Consider the following 1,190-nt stretch of genomic DNA (forward strand, 5'->3'; position numbering starts at 1 on the left):
AGAATGACCGGGGGAACTCTGAAATTTTCGGCTTAGTTGCCGGCAGCTTGCCGCCAACTCACTCCTCTAGATAAGTATTTTGACTCACGCCCCTTCCTCTTTTGAGACGTTGTGACACTTAGGGTGCGGAATGTGGGTTACTATGGTAAGGCGGGTAGTAAGCTAAACGGCTTTTACTTCGGATCACCGATATAGACTCCAAAAGGGTTATAGCTATTGGATCATGCAGGTTAAGCGCCGTTTAGCTTAGATGAGCCGTATTTGCCACTGGGTTTTTTGGGCAAATTCTACCATTCTTTTGATAAATTGAGTGCGGTTGCTGCGAGTGGCGGCTCCTCCATCTAAATCAATGACTAATTCTTCTAAACCCTGGATAGATTGCTTGATTTTCTTGCCACCACAACTCTAAACAATCTGCTACAAAATCTGAGGTTTCAGCCGATTGACCGAAATAAATTGACAGGCGTTCTCCCCTCACATCTAGAATTCCTAAAGGGACTAAAACAGCCGTCCATTCCCTATCATGATCATCAGCTTTTAATGGCTCGAGATAGCGGGCTTTCCCCTCACGAGATAAATTGCCTATCTTAACTTTAGCTTTGCTATCCAAGGAAATTCTCAAAGATTTAGTCTGGTTGTCAGCGGCTTGATTGGCTTGAGCTACGTTAGCAAAAATTGCCTCAGTTTCTGGAATTTTTTTGAGCGGTTTTATTTTTTGTGTTTTTTTTAAACTCTAGCCCATTCGATTCAAAATATCTCCAATGGTTTGACGAGAGGGCAATTGTTCATCTCGATAGCCTTTTTCTTCTTTTAATGCCTCTCTTACCTCTCTGGCACTGATTTTAGTAAAGGCAAAAGTTGATGGGAATTTAGGGTCTGCTTGCGAGGACATCTCCACTAAACTTTTAATATCTGCCTCTAAGTTTGGCAGCAGTTCCTCCGTTTTTTTTCTCCCCCTAGCACGATAATTATCAACGCAAATAATTCCAGTTTCTAGCTCTTTCAATCCCGTTGCTATTGCCTGCCTAGACCATCCCAATTCTGTTTCAGCCCGGCGCGGCGAAGAGTTAAAATAGTCTATAGTTACTTGCGCCATAAAAGCCCTTTTCTTAAAACCTGTCAGCTTTTTTGCCGCATCTTTCAAGCTTGATTTGATTTTTTCAGTCAGTTCAGTTACCATAGTTGAGAGT

The 1,190-nt window shown here is 42.4% G+C and carries 1 protein-coding gene and 1 pseudogene; both read right to left on the minus strand.

The window, feature by feature from the left end:
* Positions 1–346 precede the first annotated feature (346 nt).
* Positions 347–712, minus strand: a complete 366-nt coding sequence (locus O9332_RS11555; RefSeq protein WP_353853428.1) for an ISAzo13-like element transposase-related protein — start codon at positions 710–712, stop codon at positions 347–349.
* A gap of 21 nt (positions 713–733) precedes the next feature.
* Positions 734–1,190 (minus strand): annotated as a pseudogene (locus tag O9332_RS11560) (ISAzo13 family transposase); the annotation flags it as partial.

Origin of the sequence: Microcystis sp. LE19-10.1B, assembly GCF_027530565.1 — a bacterium.
GTDB classification, from domain to species: domain Bacteria; phylum Cyanobacteriota; class Cyanobacteriia; order Cyanobacteriales; family Microcystaceae; genus Microcystis; species Microcystis aeruginosa.